Here is a 14,820-nt window from a genome sequence, read left to right as displayed (position 1 = left end):
CATCGACGAAGCGGTCATCCACGGCCATGACTTTCAAGCCATTGAGCTTGGCCTTGGCCACGATGGCTGGGCCGAGGGACACGTCCGGCGGGCAGATCACAAAGCCCTTGGCACCGTTGGCGGCCAGACTGTCGATGGCGGAAAGGGTTTTCTCACCATCGGGCACGGCGATTTTGATCACGGTGAAACCGTGTTCCTTGCCGGCTTTTTCGGCGAAGGCCCATTCAGTCTGGAACCAGGGTTCTTCGGCTTGTTTAACCAGGAAGCCGATCTTCACTTCTTCGGCGGATGCGAGGCTGCTGAGGCTGCTTAAAGCAACGGCGGCGGCAAGGACGCGTAGGGCTTTTTTCATGAACGACACCTTTTATTGTTATTGAGCGGTAAAAGTTCTAGTCGTGATACATCACAGACCGCCCGCCATCGATCATCAGGCAGGTAGCATTGATAAAGGGCGCCTCGTCGGTGGCCAAAAACAGCGCAGTCATCGCCACCTCCACCGGCTGGCCGATGCGTTTGGGCGGGTGCAGGTCGAAGGCGCGCTGGCGCTCGGCGTGGGGGTCGGAAAAACCGTTCCAGTAGTCGACGTTGAGTTGGGTTTCGATATAGCCCGGCGCGATAGCGTTAACGCGAATGCCCTTGGGCGCGTATTCGATACCGAGGGCGCGGGTGAGGCCGAGCAAGCCATGCTTGGCGACGGGGTACGGGAAGCAACCAGGAATGATGTGGCTGGAATGGGTAGAGGCGATATTGATGATGTTGCCGACGCCCTGCTCAATCATGTGCGGTAGCACCGTGCGGCAGCCAAACCAGGCGCCGTCGAGGTCAATGGCGAAGCAGCGGCGCCAATCTTCGTCGGTCATTTCCAGTGGGTCGCAGAACACGTTGACGCCAGCACAGTTGACCAGCACATCCACGCGACCAAAGCGCTCGATGGCCACATTGACCAGCGCCTGCCATTGCTCTTTTGAAGTGATGTCGACGGCTTGCGCGTAAATCTGCGCACCGCGTTCGCGCCAATGGGCGGCCACCTTCTCGACTTTTTCACCCTGAATATCGGCGATAACCAGGCGCGCCTGCTGGGCCTGGAAACACGCGACGATCGCTTCGCCAATGCCTTGGGCGGCGCCGGTGATGATCACCACCTTGCCTTTGAGCCGATCGCCGTAAGTGGGCTCGGGCACAGCGGGGAGTGACAACGGTTGTGCCTGCATCGCTTCACCTGTTTTATTTTTGGTAGTGAGTGCTGATGCCGCCGACTATAAACCCAGACCCAGAAACATCTCAATATATAAATTTGCATCCCATATTGTGAGCTTTTACATAAAAAAACCGGCCCTGGATTGGCCGGTTTTGTAGGCGGGATGACAATCAGCCCAGGGCAAAATCTCGTAATGCATCACCTTCCATGCGATAGCGCACCCACTCTTCCTGAGGCTGGGCGCCGATGGATTTATAGAAGGCAATCGCCGGCTCGTTCCAGTCCAGCACGCTCCACTCGAAGCGCGCGCAGCCGTTATCAAACGCGATCTTGGCCAGGTGGCGCAGCAACTTCTTACCCGCCCCGCCACCGCGCTGCTCGGGGTTGACATAGAGGTCCTCCAGGTACAAGCAGTTGCTGCCCAGCCAAGTGGAATAGCTGAAAAAGAACACCGCAAAACCAATCGGCAAGCCATCGCGCAAGCAGATCAGGCCATGGGCGGTGGCGCCCTCGCTGAAAAGGCTGCGCTGGATATCAACCACGCTGGCGATCACTTCATGCCGGGCTTTCTCGTACTCGGCGAGTTCGGTGATGAACGTCAGGATCTGCGCAGCATCGCTGGGCACGGCGGGGCGAATCTCGATGGTCATGGGCAAGCCTTGGGCAATTTCAAAGCCGACATACTAAGGCGCTTTGATGACTGATTGCAGCGCATTTTCATGGGCCGTGCAGTTACGCCGGCCTGCGCTGCTGCAAGCACCCGCACGCACACGACAAAGCCGGGGGTGGCGCGGCGGGAGTGGTGAGGGGCCGCGCCACACAAAATCTTACAGGCGCGCTGATACCGTTCGTCGCCATCAAGGCACCATCAACAAACGGCAACTGACCAATAGAGGGTAAGGACATTAATTCTATGGAGATATCCTCATGAAGCCTTCCAAGTTTGCTGCCTTCGCCCTCACCGGCCTGCTGTCCGCCGCATCGCTGAGCGCCGTCGCTGCCAGCTCGACCACCGGCCCGACCGATCCTACGCCTGACGCCACCACCGAATCGCAAAAATCCATGGGCACTGGCCTGGATACCAATGGTGGCGCAGTCATTGATAACGCCAACGGCGCCGACCCGCATACCAAGGGCCACGACACCGAGCGCCAGGCACCTGCCGCAGTCGGCAACGGTAAAATGGGCCCGTCGATCAATGAGCCGAAGATCAACAAAGGCGACGACTCGAACCTGCCCGGCGCGCCGAAACAACCTGCGCCTTAAGCACTCGACCGCAAGATGAACACCCGATCATTTCCCAGTGAAGAGGTACGCATGAACGTCGATAGAAACCTTGAAAAAGAAGTCCTCACCCGCCTGCTGCACGCCCACCCACAAGGTTTGGGCAAGGAGGTGCTGGATAACTACCGCGGCGAAAAGGAGGTCGCCAGTGTGTTGGCGTTCCTACAGGACCGCGGGTTTATCAAGGATGGGCATGTGACCACCGACGACGCCGGTGAATATTCGCTGAACTTGCCGATCAAGCTGACGGCATCTGGAGTGGATGAGGCGCGCAAACTGGACGCAGGTCAGTAGCCTCCACACCAACCAAATGTGCGAGGGGGCGTGCTCCCGATAGCAGTATGTCAGCCACCTGTTCATGGGCTGATGCACTGCAATCGGGAGCACGCCCCCTTCCACATGCCTGCTCCGCGCTCAGTGAGTGAGCAAAGCATCAACTTCGTCGGTGCCGGGCGAGGTGGCCGGGCCCCAACGGGTCACCGCCAGCGCCGCCGCCGCATTCGCCCGACGCGCTGCCTCACACGGTGTCAAACCCGCGGCCAAACCTGCAATAAACACCCCCGCATGCGCATCACCCGCGCCATTGCTATCCACCGCCTCACCTTAAAGCCTGGCACATGGTCGGCATGTCCGTGACGACTGACCCAACAGCCATTCGGCCCATCACGCACCACCAGCAGCGCGCCATCAGGCAGATGCCGATTGAGGTCCAGCAGTGCGTCCGCCAGTGTTTTCGCACCGGTAAACGCCAAGGCTTCCGGGCCATTGCTGGTCCAGATGTCGATACGTGGCAGCAAGGCAATCATCAGTGCAGAATCGGGCGCCTTGACCAGCGGGCCCGGGTCGAACACCACGGTGATCGCGCGGGGTAACGCCAGTAACCAATCGAGCAACGCCTGCGCTTTGCCTTCCAGCAGCAGGCTGTAGCCGCTGACGTATACATAATCATCAGCCTGGGGAACGACGCGCGCCAGGTCATCGGCAGTCAAGTCACCTTCAGCGCCGATATGGGAGATGAAGGTACGCTCGGTAGTGGCCTCGGTCAGCGAGACACACAACCCGGTGTCCTTGCCCTCACTTGCCGCCTGGGCCACTTCCACGCCCTCGGCCTGCATCGCCGTGCGGGCCAGGTCGCCAAAACGGCCGTTGCCGTGGCGCCCCAGGTAAACCACCGGCAACCCATTGCGTCGTGCCGCCGCCATCACATTGAAGCCGCCGCCGGCTTCGAAACCGGCGGACTTGGCGAGCACGTCGCCGCCGGTGGCGGGCAGGGTATCGAGGGCCATGACCAGGTCAACAATGACCTGGCCGGTGTGCAGCAATCTAGACATTGGGGCTCTCTACTAACGCTGGGCGACGATCAGCCGCGCCGCCCAGTACGGCATAAATCCCGCCGGCCACCAGAAAGGTGACGATCCAGCCCAGGCCGTTGTGGCCCAGCCAGGAGTCGGACAGCGGCCCGGCGAACCAGATATTTTCGGCGGTGGTACCGATGGTGGTGAAGCTGAAGCCCAGCACAATCGCCACGGCCCACGCGCCGAACGCACGCCACTCCACACCGCCGCGATACCAGTAGGCGCTGCTGGGGCTGACGTCCAGCAGATCCTTGGGGCTGTAGTAGTGACGGTGGATCAGGTCGACCACAAAGATCCCGACCCACGCGGTAATCGGCACCGCCAGCAACGAGATGAAGGTGATGAACGGACCGTAGAAACTGTCGGCAATCAACATGAAGTAAATCGAACCGGCGAAGATCGCGACGATGTCGACGATCACTGCGTGCACGCGCTTGACCTTCAAGCCGAGGGTCAAGGTGGTGAGACCGGCCGAGTATACCGACAGGTTATTGGACAGCAGCAAACCGCCGAACGCGGTGATCAGGTACGGCACGGCCATCCAGGTAGGCAGCATGTCGCGGATCGCGATGATCGGGTCGGTGGCCGAGGCCAGGTCGTTGTTGCCCACCGACAGCAAGCCGCCGAGGGTGATGAGCAGTACCAGCGGAATGCCCGCACCAAACGCGGCGGATGCCACCAGACGCACGGCCTTGACGCTGCGGTGCTGGTAGCGCGACATGTCGGCACCGGCGTTGGCCCAACCGATACCGGTGCCGGCGGCCATGGTGCCTATGCCGATGATCATTGCGCTCAGCGGTGCGGGTGTGGCGTTGAACACGGCGCTCCAGTCGATGGTGGCGCAGAGGAAGCCGCCGACCAGGATATTCAACGCACCAAACACGTACGTGGCCCACTTCTGGATGACCAGCAGGGTGGCATGGCCCAGGCCGGAAACGGACAGGGTCAGCAACACGAAGATGGCAATAAAGATCAGGGTCAGCACCGGCGCGCTTTTGGCCTCGACCGGCGACCCGAACAGGATCGAACACAACGACAGCAGCACAAAGGCGGCGGTGGTGGTATTGACGGTTTCCCAGCCCAGGCGCGACATCAGCGACACCAGCGTTGGGCCGATATTGCCGCGCACGCCGAAGATAGCGCGGGACAGGGTCAGGCTGGGAGCCCTACCACGACGGCCAGCGATGGAGATGATGCCCACCACCGCGAAGGAGCCTGCTGCGCCGAGGATCGCCACGATGATCGCCTGCCAGATTGCCAGGCCACGGAACGCCACCAACGTCGCGCCGAGCGGCAAGCCGAGGATGCTGATGTTGGCGGCGAACCACACCCAGAACAGTTGCAGCGGATGGCCATTGCACTCGCTTTCGGGGACCGGTTCAATGCCGCGTGTTTCCAATTGTCCGGCGCTTTGGCCGGAAGAGGTGCTGCTCATGAGGGGGTGCTCCTGGTGCCGGTATTGTTGTGGTTGTGGCAGGTGTGCAAGGTGAATCGGTCTTCCCAACTGTCCTGACTCAGCGCATTTTCAACAGATTTTCAACCAACGGCTGCAAGTCCAACCCATTCACGGCCTTGATCTGTTCGATCATTGCCGCAGGCCAGCACTGCATGCCTAAACAGGCGCCGAGCATTGCACCCAGAATCGCCGCGATGGTGTCGGTGTCACCGCCAAGGCTGGCGGCCAGGCACAAAGCCTCGAAGGCGTTCATATCCCCCACTGCCACTTGCTGGGCGAGGGCAAACGACACCACCACCGACTCCTGGGAGGCGACTGAGGTGCCGATCAATTCGTAGAGCAGTTCAGCAAACAACGCTTTGTCGCCGCTGCCGACACTCAGGGTCCGCGCCCAACTGATACGGGTGGAGATACGCCCGCCAGCAATCCAATGACCGTGGCCTTCCGCCTGTCGGGCGATCTGGGCGCCAATATTCAACGCTTCGCCGAGATCCGCACCGTTGATACCGGCTGACACCACCGCCGCCACCGCCGCTGCACTGGAGATGCCCAAGGTGGTGTTGTGGGTGACCTGGCACGCCTGGATGACCGCCTGGATAAACGCTGCCGGGTCGCTGACATCGGCGGCGATTCCCACCGGCGTGATGCGCATGGCAGCACCGTTGGTGGTGCCGTAGCGGCCCGACTCTTCCGGGGTATGACCGGCAAGGATCATGTCGATGGCACGCTTGGTCGACGGGCCGAGCAGGTCCTGGGAACCCTTGGCACGCATTACCGCTTCCCAGTCGATCAGGCGCTGGGCGAGGACGGTGGGCTCAATCTTGCTTTGGCCTTCAACCAGCAACTCGCCGACCAGAATTGCCTGTTCGGTGTCATCGGTAATGGAACCGGCGGGCATGTTCGGCGCGATAGGTTGGTCGGCACCGGCATCTTCCAAGGTGGTGATAGCACCGAAGCGCTGTCGCACCTGCTCGCGGCTGAGGGACTGAGTAGGCATGCCCAGGGCATCACCCAGCGCGAGACCGTAGAAAGCGCCAACGGCGCGGTTATTCGAGGTCATTTCGACGATCCAAATTGCAGGTGCAGGCGAAAGTGCAGAGGGTCAAGCAAGCTTTCGACGTGCTCCATGAAACGCTCGCGCCGGTCATAGGTGGTGCGCGATGCCTTGAGGAATACGGTCCCCGCCGGGCGACCGAGCAGTTGGGCGTCTTCATCGCTGAGGGGTTCGGCGCCGATCCACTGGTCACCTTCGGCGCCGACATAGCCGTAGGCCGCCAGGGTGATGGTCAGGGAATTGTCGATCAGGCCGACGCGGGGCAGGCTTTCCAGGCCACCGGACGCGGGCATCAACGAACGTTCAAGGGACACGGCGGTACCATCGGTGGTGCGCCGGCGGCGGTCGAGGGCGATAAATTGATCGGTGCCGAACCGGCTGAACAGGTCGGGGCGCGTCACCGCTTCCAGGCGCAGGACATCGGTGGTCACCAAGGCGCCATTGTCCGCCAAGGCCTGGGCCCACCCGCTGTTTTGATCGAGCACCATGCCGTCAAATGTGACGATGGAGCCGACGCCGCTCTGGGTCGCAATGTAATTGCGCCGCTTGAGCTCGGCCAGGGCTTCGCGCAGGGTGCCGCGGCTGACCGCAAATTCTTCCGCTAGTTGGTGCTCGCCCGGCAGCAGGAAACCGTCGGCCATCACCCCACCCTCGATACGGCGGATGAGCTCGTCGACGACGCGTTTTTTCTTATCAAATCGAACATGTCTAATCATGTACAAATTGATAACCGAAAGCGCCCGTTAGCAGCAAGCTTATTATTTCAAGAAGGTGAAAAAACCGGCCTCAAGGTTCCACGCCGATCGGGAAAAACTCGCCACCGCTCCACACGCCCAGCCAGTTCTGACCGTTGATCGGACGGCTTACAGCAAGCTCGACCAATTGATAGAACACGTTGCGGTGCACCAGCGCTTCGAGGTTGGTACGCACCCGTAGATAGGGCGCAGGTTCCTGGGTGACGGGGTCGATGACCACCCGCAGCGCATGTTCGATATCAGCTTCGATCTGTTCATCGACGTTGGTGGTGAAGCGCAACAACTGGCTTTCACCCTGCCCTTCAACCTCCAGGGTTAACGCGACAAAGGGCGCATCGTCGACGGTGATGCCGACTTTTTCCACGGGAGTAATCAGGAAATAATCATCGCCATCGCGGCGAATGATATTGGAGAACAACTTGACCATCGGCTTTCGCCCAATAGGCGTGCCTTGGTAGAACCAAGTGCCATCGCGGGCGATGCGCATATCGATGTTGCCGCAGAAGTCCGGGTTCCACAGGTGCACCGGCGCCGGTCCCTTGCCTTTGGGCAGTTGGGCCAAAAGGTCGTTGGCCTTGGCGGAATCGGTCATGGGGTTCTCCCTTTTTTTGATCTGGCCTTACTGATCGCTCATACCCAGCAGGCCTCGGGCGTACTGCGCCAGCGGGCGGGCAATCAAGTCTTGTGGCCGATTGTCGTGGAACGTCAGTAAACCGCCACGACTGCGAATGCGTGCAGTATCAATCAAATACTGGGTACTGGTCTCGATCAACATGATCTGGATTACGCCACTGTCTAGCCCTACCCGGTCCAGAGCCTCTTGATCGGCCCATTCGTCGGCGTTGCCGATGCGGTCATCTGCCTTGGCGAATCGGCAGTACAGCAGGTAATGGGCGCCTGCCGCACGAGCTTCGGCCATCGCCTGTTCCAAACCTTCGGGCTGACGGGCGCGGCGCACCATGGGGAAGTATTCGACGAATCCGTTGAAGGCTTCTTCGGCCACCACGTTCGGTCGCGGATAGGCGCTGCCCGGCGGCACGAAGACACCCTGCGCGATGAAGACAAAGGAGTCCGGCTGTATGCGAACCGAGGCGGTACGGCGGGTATCACTGTGGTCAAGCAACCCGGCGTCGCTCATCTGATAGCGGGTGCCTTCGGCCATATCGCTGACGGTCATGCAACCACTCAGCGTCAATGACGCCAGCAACAAAACCAGATTACGCATCCTAATCCTCCAGAAGCCGGTGACGGAAAACCGGCGAATGGACGTGAGATGCAGGTTCTGCGCCAGCTTGAGGGCAACTCCCATATTGGGTGATGGGTAACCTTGGGATAGCGTTAGCCGCCGATGATCTTCATGATCGTCGCGCCGCCGGAGAATGCCACTTCCTGTTTGTCGCCCAGGGCTTTCATCAGCAAGCCTTGCAGCGCCGGCAGTGCCTGGTGGCGCGGTTTGTCGAGCAGGTCGCCGACATAGTGGCGGTTGCTGGAAGACAAGCAGCCATGCAGCCAGCCGGTGGACGACAGGCGCAACCGTGAGCAGGTACGGCAGAATGGAACGCTCTCGTTGGCGATCACGCCAAAGTAGCCTTTGCCCGGCACCTCGTAGCGAACTGCGGTTGCGTCCACCGGTGCGTTGGCTTGCAGGTATTCGTGATGTTCGCCAATCAGGCTGAGCAGTTGCTGCAGGCTGACGAATTGCTGCAGGAACGCGTTGGAATCCTTGGCCAGGTGGCCCATGCGCATCAACTCGATAAAGCGCAGCTCGTAACCACGCTCCAGGCAGTAGTCGAGCAGCGGCATCACTTGGTCGAGGTTCTGGCCGCGCAACGGCACCATGTTGACCTTAATCTTGATTCCTGCAGCGCGCGCTTGGTCCATGCCATCGAGCACGGTGGCAAGGTCGCCGCCACGGGCGATGCTGCGGAAGGCGTCCGCGTCCAAGGTATCGAGAGAGACGTTGATACGCCGAATGCCGGCATCCACCAACAGCGGCAGTTTGCGCGCCAGCAACTGGCCGTTGGTGGTCAAGCTGATATCGCTGAGACCCATGCCACCGACTGCGCTCATGAAGGCTTCCAGCTTGGGGCTGACCAGCGGCTCGCCACCCGTGATGCGCAGTCGGTCGATGCCCGCCGCTTCGATCAGGTAAGCCACTCCACGGGCCATGGCCTCGGCCGAGAGTTCGTCCTGGGCAGCCACCAGCCGCTTGCCGTTGGGCACGCAGTAGGTACACGCGTAGTTGCAGGCTGAAGTCAGGCTGATCCGCAAATTGCGAAAACGCCTGCCTTGACGATCAACGATCATGGATCACTCCGGCAGAGGATGATTCGGGCGCGCTAAAAACTGACTGATAAATCAGCTTTTAGCAAGGTCCTTGCCTGAGTATATTCCTGGGGTACTACGCCTGGCAGTAAAGATTACGACGCCGGCGTCTCAACGGGCGCAGACTCTACGGCTGCTGGCTCGGCGCTATGCTTGCGCTTGTTGCCCATGCGTACGCCAATGTCCATCAGGAACTGGAAGAAACCTTCCTGATCTTCCAGCACATTGCTCCAGAATGGCGAGTGGTACAGCGCCACGGCGCCGTGCACCAAGGCCCAAGCCGCGCAATAGTGGAAATAAGGAGGTACGTCTTCAAGCTTGCCTTCACTGATACGGCCCTTGATCAACAGGGTCAGGCGTTCGAAGTTCGAGGCGCGGATCTTGTGCAGCTCTTCGACCATCTCTGGCACCTGATGGCCCTTGACGACCTTCTCCTCCAGGCGGTCGAACAGGCGATAGCGCTGCGGATCACGCATACGGAACTCGAAGTAAGCGCGGGACAGCGCTTCCTTGTCTTTATCGACATCGGCCGAATGCAGCAGCTCGTTCAAGTCGCGCTCGTAGTCGAGCATCAGGCGCAGGTAGATCTCCGCCTTGGACTTGAAGTGCTTGTAGATCGTGCCTTTGCCGATACCCACGGCATCCGCGATCATCTCGACGGTGACGCTGTCTTCGCCTTGTTCGAGGAACAATTTGAGTGCGGTGTCGAGAATTTCCTGCTCACGGCGGCGAAACTCACGGACCTTACGGGGTTCTTTGTGCATGAGGAAGAGGTCTGCAAAGGTCGGAATAGGGAGGGTTGCGCATGACCAAGATTACATGGCGATACGATTTACCCAGTGCGAGGGATTATCCCGACTGAACGGTCGTTGGGCAACGTCTATGTGAACCCGCCATGCACTTTACTTTCAGACTGCCAACGATTTCATGGCTATCAGTCAGAAATAATACGCAACAACTGCACCCGTGCACCGGCCTAATGAGAACTCAAGCGAAGCGCGTGTATTCCAAATCTGTTTAAAAAACGATCAGTCGCGACTGGACTGAATCAGATACTGATCAATACTTGAACTGTCGGCGTGACATCTCCCCCAAGTGAAGCGCCGACCTGGGTACCGACGGACTGTGTGCCCTTGCTTTACTCCTAATGGTCTTAACCCGGATTCCCCCCCCAGAACCCGGGTTTTTTTTGCCCGCGATTTGACCCTGGATCTACGAAGCGACGTGAGCCAATGGAAACAGGCGCTTGAAGTTCTCGGTAGTCTGTTGCGCAAAACGCTCGTAGGACTCACCCCGCAGCATCGCCAGATAATCCGCCACATCACGCACGTACTCCGGCAGGTTCGGCTTGCCGCGATGGGGGATGGGCGCCAGGTACGGCGAGTCCGTTTCCACCAACAGGCGATCGGCCGGGACTTGGCGGGCCACGTCACGCAACGCGTCGGCATTGCGAAAAGTGACGATGCCCGACAGGGAGATATAGAAACCCAGGTCCAACGCCGCCTTGGCCATGTCCCAGTCTTCAGTGAAGCAGTGCAATACGCCGGCCTGGGGCAACGCGGCTTCGCGCAGCAAGGTGAGCGTGTCGGCACGGGCGCCGCGGGTATGGACAATCACCGGTTTGCTCGTCTGCTGGGCGGCTTGCAGATGCAGGCGAAAGGATGCCTGCTGCAACTCGGCAGCTTCGGGTTCGTAGTGGTAATCCAGGCCGGTCTCGCCGATGGCCACTACACGCGGATGGTTGAGTTCGCCCAGCAGCCAGTCGAGGGCCGGGGCCTCGCCAGGCTTGAGGTCCAGCGGGTGGACACCCACTGAGCAATCCACGTCGGCATAACGATCAGCCAAGGCTTTGACGTCGGCGGCGTTGTCGGCGCTGACGCCGATGCACAGGAAATGCCCGACTCCGCGCTGGCGAGCCGCTTCCAGGGCGGCATCGAGGGAGCCGCCGTGCTGGGCGAGGTCAAGACGATCAAGGTGGCAGTGGGAATCTACGAGCATAGGAAGTTACAACTTGAGTCACGGAAAGTGTCTGGCCGACGATACATCCGTCGGCCACGGAAATTAACGGCGGCCGAGCAAGCCCACCCACTGCACCAGCAGCGCTTCAAGCAACAGCACACGGTTGAGGTTGGCCTTGCCGAGCACTTTCTGGCGCTGGGCGAGGATCCAGTCCTGGATGGACAGCACCTTGTCCTGGGCGCTTTTCTGCGCGAGATACTGCACCACCTTGCGCATGTCCTGCAGGCCCAAGCCATTTTCATCCTGGGTCAACTGGTACCGCAGGATCAGGCTCGACCAATCGCAGAACCAGTCGAACAGCAGCAACAGGGGAATGTCTTTCCAGGCGCTTTCGGCCAGTTGTGTCGCAGACAGTTCCTGCTTGAGCAGTTTTTTAACCCCATCCACCACCAGCGCGCGCTGGTCACGCACGCCTTGGGCTTGCAGCTTCACGGCCGCCAAGGGCGAACCGGCGGCCAGGGTCAGTAGTTCGACACGTTCATCGGCGGAGCAGTCTGGCAGTGCCTGCGCCAGCCATTGCAGGCTTATCGCCTCGCTTGGCAGCGGACAGGCCTGCTGCACGCAGCGGCTGCGGATGGTCGGCAACAGGCGGCTTGACTGGTGGCTCACGAGCAACAGCACAGTATCGCCGGAGGGTTCTTCCAGGCTTTTGAGCAGGGCGTTGGCGGCGTTGATGTTCATCGCTTCTACCGGCTCGATCAGCACCACCTTGCGCCCGCCCATCTGCGCGGTTTGCACCACGAAGCTGACGAGATCACGCACTTGGTCGACCTTGATCGCCTTGTCGGCTTCCTCGGGCTCCAGCAGGTAATTGTCCGGATGGCTGCCAGCCTTGAGCAACAGGCAGGATTTGCACTCGCCACAAGCCTCCAAGTTAACCGGACGCTGGCACAGCAGGCTGGCCATCAGGCGCTCGGCAAGGGCCCGTTTACCAATACCGATTGGCCCATGCAACAAGTAGGCATGAGCGTGCTGGGCGCGGCCGGCTAACTGTTGCCAGAGACTGTCCTGCCACGGGTAGGCTTCAGCCACGGGCGCGCTCCAACAGTGTTGGCAACAAGCCGTCGATGGCCTGCTGCACATTGGCCAACGGCTGGGATGCGTCAAGCAGGTGATAGCGAGCAGGTTCGACCTGAGCACGTTTGAGAAACGCGCTGCGCACAGCATCGAAGAACGCCTGGCCTTCGAGTTCGAAGCGATCGAGACGACCACGAGCACTGGCGCGAGCCATGCCCACTTCTACGGGCAAGTCGAACAACAGGGTCAGGTCAGGACGCAAATCACCTTGCACGAACGTTTCCAGGGTAGCGATGCGCGCCAATGACAAGCCGCGGCCGCCGCCCTGGTAGGCGTAGGTGGAATCGGTAAACCGGTCGCAAATCACCACGGCACCGCGGGCCAGGGCCGGGCGAATCACTTCGGCCAGATGTTGTGCCCGGGCAGCGAACACCAGTAGCAGCTCGGAGTCCGGGTTCATCTGTTCTTCGCCTGGGGCCAGCAACACTTCACGGATGCGCTCGGCCAAAGGCGTACCGCCGGGCTCACGGGTCAACACCACCTCGATGCCTTCGGCACGCAAGCGCTCTGCCAAGTAATCGCGGTTGGTGCTTTTGCCGGCGCCAAATATATCTCGCGCCACCAATGTAAACCCAAGAGAAACTTGAATTTGCACCAACATAAATCTTAAAAAACCTAATAAATTCAAGGCTAAAACCTTATGCAACGCAGCTAAATTCGTTCACTTATTTAAAAACAGGTCAACCCAACCAAAAAATGGGCTTCATCACGGTGAAAATGTAAACCTGGTTTCTCAGTGCTGCCCAAAAAAGTGAATTTCGATGACTCCTCGATGAGTCAAAATGTAAACCCGAGGAACAGGCGCTTGATTCTATATCTTTGAGCTCTACCTGTCTGGCTCGATGCAAACCACTATTTAAGCTAGCACCTAGAGCGACAGAGGCATCAAAGCCCAGGACTGAAGCCTGCGCTGGGCTATGCAGGTCACAGCTGCCATAGCAGATACCACGTTTGAACGCACCAGAGGGCGCTACGCGACTTGGTCGATTAACCGCCCCAACATAACTAGCAGAAGCTTCGTGTGAAACCACCTTTGTCCTGTCAATTTAGCCTAAGCCGACCACATCTATGAGGCGGCTGACACGTCTATCGACGAAGCGATACAGAAGCGCCCCCTCAAATACCCCACCCAGTCTTTTCGAAGCTAAATCACCCCAGGATAATATGTATACCCTTCATAAGCAGTCATACCCCCAGACATCCTAATAAGCTATTTCCAACCGACACCTGCAATCCTCCGTTTAAACGAAAGGCTCCCCAAAACAAAAAAACACCCATATATCACGAACCACTAATTACCAATGAATTGACATTTAACCCTGACGAAAAGCACTATTATAAAACACTCATCACAGGATATTTTAAGAATACCGTTAACCAACTTAACGCACCCGAGACAAGACAAAAAACTTGACTAAATACCCCATATATATTTCAGCAATAGAACGAAAGAGCGCCACAAACAGCGAGCATGCACTAGCCCGCTAAGCAAGCTCGCGATTTCATTTTCAATGATTTGGAATACCTATGATTTATTCGCCCTTTTTGCATACGGAGTCCCTGGGCTCAATTACCTTCGCTCAAGATTAAACACAATACTTGATATTTTCGACTCCGCAGTCACACACCCCGTCGCTCGGCTTTCGCAAATCGGTAGGACTACAACGATTTGCAGTTCTCTGGAATGGCGAATTCGACTCAAAAGTAATTACCATTATCGAGGAAGCGCTGATTGCCAGGATGCTTTCCCCAATTAAGGTTTTACAAATTGACAATGGGCGATTAGATATTGTTATTGATCAAGATCTGAACAAAGAAAAGCTAAGGGCTTTTGTATTTGCACTGGAAGCCCTCGTAAGAAAAATCTCCGAGAAAAAATGGATACTGGTGGTTTGCTCAGACAACCTAAAGTCCACGGATCCAGAAAACGCAAGCGTACTGGAAAGATACAACAACCCAATCATAAGGTCAGCTGAAATTGGAATCTTGGACTACTCACCCGAGCTGCCCCTCATGAATGCGAAACTTCCACTTGAGCCAATCCCCGGAAGCAAAACATGCAGTGGTTTATAGATCTTCTACGGTGGCTGTGCAAAGTTCAAAGGTCAGAGTGAGAAGTAAGGCGCGAGCGGGGGGCATCGCTCAACGTTGAAAATATTACCCATCGTCATGCCGGCTTCACTTAACATATGAATTTACCATCATTGTTAAATACAAAGTTAAACGGTTTGTCGCTCAGAAAACTTTAGCGGATATGAAAATAATTATGACAACTTTTCCGCGATGACATGGGTGTT

Annotated in this window: 16 protein-coding genes and 1 pseudogene; 3 read left to right on the top strand and 14 right to left on the bottom strand. The window is 58.4% G+C overall.

What is annotated here, in order from left to right:
- The 3 genes from G9Q84_RS09030 to G9Q84_RS09020 all read right to left on the bottom strand — a co-directional run.
- A partial coding sequence (locus G9Q84_RS09030; RefSeq protein WP_181643199.1) for a substrate-binding domain-containing protein occupies positions 1 to 352 on the bottom strand: 352 nt, incomplete at its 3' end.
- Between the two features lie 37 nt (positions 353 to 389).
- Complete coding sequence (locus G9Q84_RS09025; RefSeq protein WP_122756372.1) at positions 390 to 1,211, bottom strand: SDR family oxidoreductase; 822 nt, start codon at positions 1,209 to 1,211, stop codon at positions 390 to 392.
- Between the two features lie 157 nt (positions 1,212 to 1,368).
- A complete protein-coding gene (locus tag G9Q84_RS09020; protein ID WP_122756371.1) occupies positions 1,369 to 1,848 on the bottom strand; it encodes a GNAT family N-acetyltransferase in 480 nt (159 codons plus the stop codon).
- Between the two features lie 277 nt (positions 1,849 to 2,125).
- On the opposite strand from G9Q84_RS09020, the gene G9Q84_RS09015 reads away from it, so the two are divergent.
- The gene (locus G9Q84_RS09015) at positions 2,126 to 2,464 is read left to right on the top strand and encodes a hypothetical protein (RefSeq protein WP_032886822.1); all 339 of its coding nucleotides are present in this window, start codon (positions 2,126 to 2,128) and stop codon (positions 2,462 to 2,464) included.
- A gap of 51 nt (positions 2,465 to 2,515) precedes the next feature.
- Positions 2,516 to 2,776 (top strand): hypothetical protein, encoded by a 261-nt coding sequence (locus G9Q84_RS09010; RefSeq protein WP_032886820.1) that lies wholly within the window; start codon positions 2,516 to 2,518, stop codon positions 2,774 to 2,776.
- A 120-nt stretch (positions 2,777 to 2,896) separates the two neighbouring features.
- Here G9Q84_RS09010 and G9Q84_RS09005 read toward each other — a convergent pair.
- The 11 genes and pseudogenes from G9Q84_RS09005 to tmk form a co-directional block, all read right to left on the bottom strand.
- Positions 2,897 to 3,813, bottom strand: a pseudogene (locus G9Q84_RS09005) (PfkB family carbohydrate kinase).
- Positions 3,806 to 5,272, bottom strand: a complete 1,467-nt coding sequence (locus tag G9Q84_RS09000) for a purine-cytosine permease family protein (protein ID WP_122756369.1) — start codon at positions 5,270 to 5,272, stop codon at positions 3,806 to 3,808. The pseudogene G9Q84_RS09005 and the gene G9Q84_RS09000 overlap by 8 nt, the downstream one beginning before the upstream one ends.
- Before the next feature lie 79 nt (positions 5,273 to 5,351).
- A complete protein-coding gene (locus G9Q84_RS08995) occupies positions 5,352 to 6,353 on the bottom strand; it encodes an ADP-ribosylglycohydrolase family protein (protein ID WP_181643198.1) in 1,002 nt (333 codons plus the stop codon).
- On the bottom strand, positions 6,350 to 7,063 hold the full coding sequence (locus G9Q84_RS08990; protein WP_032886816.1) for a GntR family transcriptional regulator: 714 nt from the start codon (positions 7,061 to 7,063) through the stop codon (positions 6,350 to 6,352). Before G9Q84_RS08990 ends, G9Q84_RS08995 begins: the two co-directional genes overlap by 4 nt.
- A gap of 70 nt (positions 7,064 to 7,133) precedes the next feature.
- Complete coding sequence (locus G9Q84_RS08985; RefSeq protein WP_122756367.1) at positions 7,134 to 7,694, bottom strand: DUF1285 domain-containing protein; 561 nt, start codon at positions 7,692 to 7,694, stop codon at positions 7,134 to 7,136.
- Positions 7,695 to 7,721: 27 nt separating this feature from the next.
- Positions 7,722 to 8,327, bottom strand: a complete 606-nt coding sequence (locus G9Q84_RS08980) for a DUF4823 domain-containing protein (protein ID WP_122756366.1) — start codon at positions 8,325 to 8,327, stop codon at positions 7,722 to 7,724.
- Positions 8,328 to 8,440: 113 nt separating this feature from the next.
- Entirely contained in the window at positions 8,441 to 9,409 is a 969-nt protein-coding gene (locus G9Q84_RS08975) for a GTP 3',8-cyclase MoaA (RefSeq protein ID WP_095185661.1), read from the bottom strand.
- Between the two features lie 113 nt (positions 9,410 to 9,522).
- A complete protein-coding gene (locus G9Q84_RS08970; protein WP_032886812.1) occupies positions 9,523 to 10,191 on the bottom strand; it encodes a TetR/AcrR family transcriptional regulator in 669 nt (222 codons plus the stop codon).
- 448 nt (positions 10,192 to 10,639) lie between these two features.
- The gene (locus G9Q84_RS08965; RefSeq protein WP_122756365.1) at positions 10,640 to 11,425 is read right to left on the bottom strand and encodes a TatD family hydrolase; all 786 of its coding nucleotides are present in this window, start codon (positions 11,423 to 11,425) and stop codon (positions 10,640 to 10,642) included.
- A 63-nt stretch (positions 11,426 to 11,488) separates the two neighbouring features.
- Positions 11,489 to 12,478, bottom strand: coding sequence for a DNA polymerase III subunit delta' (locus tag G9Q84_RS08960; protein ID WP_032886809.1), 990 nt, complete (start codon positions 12,476 to 12,478; stop codon positions 11,489 to 11,491).
- A complete protein-coding gene (gene tmk, locus G9Q84_RS08955; RefSeq protein WP_338104087.1) occupies positions 12,471 to 13,085 on the bottom strand; it encodes a dTMP kinase in 615 nt (204 codons plus the stop codon). Before tmk ends, G9Q84_RS08960 begins: the two co-directional genes overlap by 8 nt.
- Before the next feature lie 1,037 nt (positions 13,086 to 14,122).
- On the opposite strand from tmk, the gene G9Q84_RS08950 reads away from it, so the two are divergent.
- Positions 14,123 to 14,596, top strand: coding sequence for a hypothetical protein (locus G9Q84_RS08950; RefSeq protein ID WP_181643196.1), 474 nt, complete (start codon positions 14,123 to 14,125; stop codon positions 14,594 to 14,596).
- Positions 14,597 to 14,820 lie beyond the last annotated feature (224 nt).

The sequence above is a fragment of the Pseudomonas sivasensis genome, assembly GCF_013778505.1.
In the GTDB taxonomy this organism is placed as follows: domain Bacteria; phylum Pseudomonadota; class Gammaproteobacteria; order Pseudomonadales; family Pseudomonadaceae; genus Aquipseudomonas; species Aquipseudomonas sivasensis.
The sequence above is the reverse complement of the archived record's forward strand: the minus strand, read 5'-3'. Positions and strand labels throughout refer to the sequence as shown.